This window comes from Xenorhabdus griffiniae, assembly GCF_015163655.1.
Classification (GTDB): Bacteria; Pseudomonadota; Gammaproteobacteria; order Enterobacterales; family Enterobacteriaceae; genus Xenorhabdus; species Xenorhabdus griffiniae.
Map to the genome: position 1 here is coordinate 1 of NZ_JADEUF010000149.1, position 7,058 is coordinate 7,058.

A 7,058-nucleotide genomic window follows, 5' to 3' on the forward strand; every position below is an offset into this window, starting at 1 on the left:
ATGTTGGAGTTCCTTACCCCGCGCAGTGCGCGGGGTAAGGAGTACTCCTATTATTTTGAAACGCTATTTAACTTAACGAGGTTTATTTTTTTACTTGGTAAACATTTGGCTAAGATCATCAGTGTGTTGAATTATTATGTCATTAAAAATAGTTATCATGTGATAACTATTTTTAATGATGCAAAAATAAAATATGCAACTAATATCATATCAAGAGTAGATCCGAGTCATTTTATGAGTAAGTGTGAACGTAACTAAAAATCCGGGTTAATATCAGAACTTATAAGGTGTTTGTATATGTTATCATATATTGGTAAGGGTATTGTCTTCTTTCTCTTTCTTTATACGTTAATAGTACCCTATACGATAACGAGCCCCTTTGCAGAGAGTCATCTGGCATCTGAGAAAATAGACACGCAAAAAACGGATAACAAAGATAATGTAAATGCTCAGGTTAATGAATCAAGTAAAAAAAATTTGAATTCAAATATTCGTGAAAAAAATAGAATTAAAAAAAACGATCACACCGCTGATTCTAATACACCAGGCATTATTGCTAAAAACATCCAGATGGCAGGAAAAATCCTGTCATCTTCACCTTCTGAGCTGGCAGAGCAAGCCAAATCCTACGCGATAGGACAGTTTAATAACACGGTATCTTCCGGTGCACAAAAATGGTTATCACAATTTGGTACTGTCAGGATTAATTTTGGATTAGATAAAAAAGGAACACTAAAAAACAATTCATTCGATCTGTTATTGCCACTTTATGATAATAAAGCGGATTGGTTGCTCTTTTCGCAGCTAGGTTATCGCAACAAAGATAGTCGGGATACCATGAACCTGGGATTAGGTGGGCGTTATTTTTCTCAAAACTGGATGTATGGCCTGAATACCTTTTATGATTATGACCTGACAGGTAAAAATCAGCGCCTTGGTTTGGGCGGAGAAATCGGGGGAGACTACATTAAACTTTCCGCTAATACCTATTATCGTTTAACTGACTGGAAAGACTCGCGGGATTTTGTCGGTTATTATGAACGCCCAGCCAACGGTTATGACATTAATGGGGAGTTTTTCTTACCTGCTTACCCTCATCTGGGGGCCAAACTGACCTATGAACAGTATTTTGGCGATAACGTAACTTTATTCAATCGTGACACAAAACAGAAAAATCCTAACCTGGCTAAATTGGGGCTGACTTATACCCCAGTTCCGCTATTTACCCTGGGTGTAGATTATAAACAAGGGGGAAGTGGACACAGCGAAACGCAGTTTTTGGCGAATTTTAATTATAAACTGGGTGTTCCCCTGAGTGTGCAATTGGCGCCAGAAAATGTGGCAGCGGCGAGAACATTAGCGGGCAGCCGTTATGATCTGGTAGAAAGAAATAATCATATTGTGCTTGAACACCAGAAAAAGCCGATTGCCCAATTATCGTTACCGGAAACGATTGTGGGATACAGTCATGAGCAGCACGAGATTACCGTCAAATTATCGTCTAATGATTTTGTTAAGCAGATTCATTGGACAACGAACGAAGATTTTGAAAAAAACGGCGGGAAACTCTCTTCCCGCGTCGGCCACACCATAAAAATCACCCTGCCAACTTATTTATCCGGCGATAACCAGAATAACAATTACCCCATTTATGCCCTGGCTGAATTGGAAGATGGCCTAAAATCAGCGCCAGTTGCAATGCGTGTGATTGTCAGGCCCTTTATACTGAAAAAACAGGAAAGGGCTTATTTTACTCCTGCCGGGCCATTGCCTGCGACGGGGGATAAAAAGGATGGCTATACATTTAATCCGGTGATTACCTTTGATACGGCTCATGGGACACCGATAAAAAATACCACTATCAGCCACGTTCAGTGGATAACCGATCCTAAAATCGGTACAGATACGGGATTGCAATTGCTTGACTGGGAAACATCAGACGCTGTGGCATTGGATGAAAAGGGTCATTTCAAACGCAAACCGGTCTTAATAAGTAGCCGGCCACATAAAGACGTCAAAGTGTACCTGCAACTGAATAGCCAACCACCGCAGTTAGTGGGGGAGGTCAGTTTTGATAAACATTCTGCCAGTTTCCACGTGGATAAAGTTGAAGTTTTACCGGCAGTACCGTCACAGGTAGCCAATGGTTCCCAGACTTATACCTACAGCGCTGTGGTATTAGATAGTGATAACCATCCAGTGAGAAATCAGAAAATCGCCAATGTGAATTGGAGTAAGGACAAAAACCATGATGGGCTTATTTGGACTCCATTAAATGGTGAAGTCACAACGGACGGGGATGGAAAATTAACGGCAACCCTGGCGAGTACAGTGGAAATAAAGGATGTCACGGTTTCACTGTCCATTGGAGGCCAACAGCCTGTTCCGGCACAATCTCCGGTGACCTTTACTGCGGATACCCAAGATTATAAGGTTAAAGGGGATATTCATATCGACTCGTCAGGGACAGTCACGGCAGATGGTCACCAAAAATATACCTATAGGGCGATAATCGTAGGTATTGATGGAATCCCTGTTTTCAAGAAAAACATTTCGAATGCGACGTGGAAGATAGAACATCCCGACAATATGCCAGAACTCACGCTAGATCAATCAGATAAGACAACCGATGACAAAGGACAATTAACGGCAACCTTAACCAGTATTAAGGCAGTCAAGGGGGTTGTCGTTTCACTTACGGTGGGAAAACAACCGCCGGTTAAGGCAAAGCCGCCAGTAGATTTCAAATCGGAACAAGTGTCAATAACACCGACACCACCAAGCCCAATATTGGTGGGTGAAAATTATACCCTGACCGTTCACGTTAAGGATGCTACGGGTAACAATTCGGAGCCTAATAAGCAAGTTAACTGGACCTTAAAAAATCCCAATCAAAAAGGAGTAACACTGAGTCCAACAAGCAGCACAACTCAGGGTGATGGGAGTGCTACCACAACATTGACCAGTACGCAGGCGCAAACAGTGACGGTAGAGGCTTCCGTCGAAGGCGTTGAAACAGCGGCGTCGGTGGATGTGGAATTCAAATGGCCAACTATTCAGAAACCCACCGTTACCGAAAAAACCGGCACCGTTCCGGCGGATGGAGATAAAGATCCGCAACACGCTTATCACTATACTGCGCATGTGGTTGGTGCTGATGGTAAAACACCTTATACCGGGCAAGATATTAAGTTTAAGTGGCGGTTAAAATCGCAGGCGGGTGGTACTCCACAAAATACCTGGCTATCAGAGAAGGGAGAAGTGACTGCTCAATCTGATGGCACATTAAAAGTTCAACTGCTTAGCAGTGAGAAAAATCCGGTAGTGACAGGTGCCATCGTGTGTCTTGCTGCTGTTGATGAAAAATCTGTTGAGATCTCTGAAACAGAACAATGTGCTGCTCCTGTGGATTTTAAAAAGCCATCGGAGTTTTTTGAAATAACACACCTTAAGGTTGATGGTTTTAATTCCAACAATCCTCTCTTGGGAGATGGTAAGAATTCTTATACCTATACGGCAACGATTATTCAGAAGAAGGGAAATCAGATACAAATACCACATGATGGATATCAGATAGATGCTAAATGGGAGACAAACTTTAAAGCCGAAATGTATAATAATAATCCGGAGTGGGAAATTAAGAGTAATAACATCGTACAGAATGGTCAAATTACAGCCATTTTGACCAGTAATGTTGGTATTGGAAATATTACGAATAATCAGGTGAGTAATGGTTTGATAGTAATCTTATCAGTTCCAGATGGAGAAAAAACTTTTTCCAAAAAAGCGGATGCGGTTGTTTTCGAGCCTGTTACTCAGAAAGAAGCGTGGCTCCATGTATACAGTGACAAAAAACCTGGCGGGAATTTATATAAAGAACAAAATAGACCTCATAATACTTTCCAGGGGCTAAAAGGACAATTAGTAGATAAGTTGACAGGAAAGCCAATTTCCCAAAGTAACGATACAGTTGAGATTACAGGTGGTCAGATTAGTGACCTTGGTGAGCAAGATCCTAATAATAAAGGCGTAATACATTTTGATTTTTCATCAGGAAAAACGACTTTGGAAATGACAGTTGAAAAACCCAATTATGCCAAGTATAGATATAATTATCATTTTGATATAAAAAGATTTTTTGTCAGTTCTGCTAATATCGATTTGATTGGAACTGATTCTGACGCAGACTGTACTGGTGGTGCTTCAATTAATGGAATTAAAAATATTACTAATATGGACTTGGTTGATGAAGATGATTCTTTAACGAAGGAATTTCCCCGTAGCTTTGATTGGGGAATACTTGATCAGTTTGATTCTGCTGGAAAAGTTTCAGTGATTGTGCCAAGTTATAATGGTTCTACGAAGTATTTATTTGACCTTCGCACTGACAAGAGCCCCCAAGATCAATATGGACAGGGATATTTATTGTGTGTATATAAACCCTACTAGTTGATATTAATGGCTTATTTATATTTTTTAATTATTAACCGATTCTGAAAAAGGCGATCAGTTGCTATAGTAGGCACCTTTCTCGCCAAAGGAAAGTGCACTATGGCCTATAAACAACTGACCGAATCAGAAAGATATCAGATTTTCAGCTTAAAAGAAGCAGGTTTTACACAACGTTTTATTAGGAACATCCATAGTAATCATCATCAGCACCTATTATTGTAGAGTAGGTGGAAATGTAACCATTCCAAACTTTACTTGCTAATTGTTTATTTGTTGTATTATCTTTGATTATATAATCAATATATAATCTTGTTGGTTGGTCCTCTCCTATTGGTTTGATATCTTTAAGAAAACAGAATGGAATAGTGACTACTTGGAACTTAGACTTACTATTATTATCTGTTTTTAAATTACTATCAGTTAGATCCAGAGTATATGACTTTTGTTTCACATCGCCTGTGTAAGATTCTATAGTTACTCTGACTTGTCCTGTGTGATTAGGAGATGGTAAATTTCCTGTAATTCCATTACCTAAAACTTGCACTGCAACATATAATCCCGCTTTTGCTTTATTATCGGTACCATCACCAAAATCAAGTCCTACGCTTATCATATCAAAAGTAACATAAGATGATTCATTAACTCTACCATCGCCACTACTAGGATTAATAGAATCTCTCGGAATATAAGTAGAATATATTTGAGGTTTATCAAAAAATCTATCTTTATCCGGCTCAGGAGAATCATCATGATTAACATAGTTCATATATAAAGCGTCAGAGTACATAATCTCATTTTGTTCAGATATCACAGCATAATATATTCCACCAGGTTTATTAGGTTCTAATTGATCGTACGGGAAAGAAAATATCCTATCTTCTATTCTTTCTACCTTATTATTAATCCTATATGTTGGGGATAATAGGGTTTTTGGTGTTGTGTCATCATCTTTAGTCATTATTCCATCATATAAAGTAAAAAATGCGATAACATCTTTTGAACCGGGTGTCATATACCCATCATAGGAGTTAACACTCACAGTAAAATCTGTTTGTCCAGGCAGCTTTTTAAGTGTCCCTCCCTCTTCCATTTCATTGATAAAAGGATTATCTAAAGGATGATTTTGGGAATAGGCTGGGTATATACACATCGCTGCCGTATAATCATCCATGGTTAAATTTTGGATTTTAGCCACAAAATCCACTCTTCCTTCCGCACCTGCTGTTGGATAGGCACGAAAACTGATTTCCCCCTGTGGATCGCTTGTTAGTACAAAGAAATCTCGCCCGTCGGGAAGCGTCATAATATCAATGGGTTCATTAGCGCCTGTAGCACGATCGTGGGTTATTTTTACCAATCCAGCAGAAGGTGACAATTGATTATGTCTTTGGGCTGCAATAACCACCTGAATATTACCGATTGGATTAATATTATTATCGCTAATAATACCAGAGTATAGGTTATAAATGCTGTTTGGATCACTGATTGAATTAACCGTGGTCGGTGTTGCTATAAACTCATTTTTGGTTTTTAAAACAACCGAATCTGCTAGAATATTATTTATTACAGTATATTTAACCGGCCTGTCGTTAAACCCGGGGATAGGTCTTTTATGTTTATCCTGAACAGAAATTGAAAGATTAAGTTGATTATTATCATTAGGTTTGTGAATGGTTAATGCTAATATGGCCTCGCCATAACTATCAGCTTTATTTTGAGGAATTACAGCAGAATAACTTTCATATATCTTGTAGCTAATGGATTTTTTACCTGTTGGATCTTTTATTATTACTGAACCGATATTATTAAGGGAGGAAACATCATTTGTAGTTGATTTTATAGTAACTTTAAGATAAATCTCTTGGCCGATAAAAACATTAGTGCCACTTTCTAATGATAGAGTAACTTGATAATCATCTTTTGCAGCCGCAGGTTGAGGTGGTTGATTATTTGGGGATGCACCTTGTTTTTCGAATATTTCTTTGTTTTTATTCATTTCTATTTCCTTATGTAATAAAATAATTATTTCAGCCTACTAAAATGCATTGTCAAATATAACCAAAAGAAAACGTTATTGAAAAAACCACCCATGAAGCTATTTTCCACATATCGTTAAATAAAAAAATTAAACTTTCCAATGAAAAAAAGTTATCACATTATGATATTATCAATATAATAAATAAATTACATTAATATTATAAAATATAGTTCCAAATATAGAAATCTACATTCATAAATGGAAGCGAGCTATGTCATCTTTCCTTTTTAAATAAAGAAAATAGCTGAAACCCAAAACTAAAGCCGAAGATATAATATCGATAAAACAGATATAAATTAGTAAGTTTGTATAATCTTTTTAGAGATACATTTCGACACAGGTTAAAACTCCATCAATTTCACTATGTGAGTTCATTAATTATCTGTTTTTAGTCAAAAAATCTGATTTCTTATATTTTATTTGGTGAAAATTTTTATTTTGAGTCTATATTAAATATAATTCACTCTGTTTTTACATCAAAATAATTTATTTGCAATGTTAATAATATTATTATAATGTGATAACTTTTTTTCATTGGAAATAAATTCGTTTTTATTTAACCATATGG

The 7,058-nt window shown here is 37.3% G+C and carries 3 protein-coding genes; 2 read left to right on the forward strand and 1 reads right to left on the reverse strand.

Annotated features, from left to right (window positions below):
* Window positions 1–258, forward strand: a 258-nt coding sequence (locus tag IQ211_RS19715) for a hypothetical protein (protein WP_228011610.1), incomplete at its 5' end; no start/stop codon positions are given.
* A gap of 39 nt (window positions 259–297) precedes the next feature.
* Window positions 298–4,449, forward strand: a complete 4,152-nt coding sequence (locus tag IQ211_RS17140) for an inverse autotransporter beta domain-containing protein (protein WP_189761209.1) — start codon at window positions 298–300, stop codon at window positions 4,447–4,449.
* Between the two features lie 181 nt (window positions 4,450–4,630).
* Here the strand turns inward: IQ211_RS17140 and IQ211_RS17145 are convergent, their stop codons facing one another.
* On the reverse strand, window positions 4,631–6,448 hold the full coding sequence (locus tag IQ211_RS17145; RefSeq protein ID WP_193836426.1) for a hypothetical protein: 1,818 nt from the start codon (window positions 6,446–6,448) through the stop codon (window positions 4,631–4,633).
* Window positions 6,449–7,058: the final 610 nt, after the last annotated feature.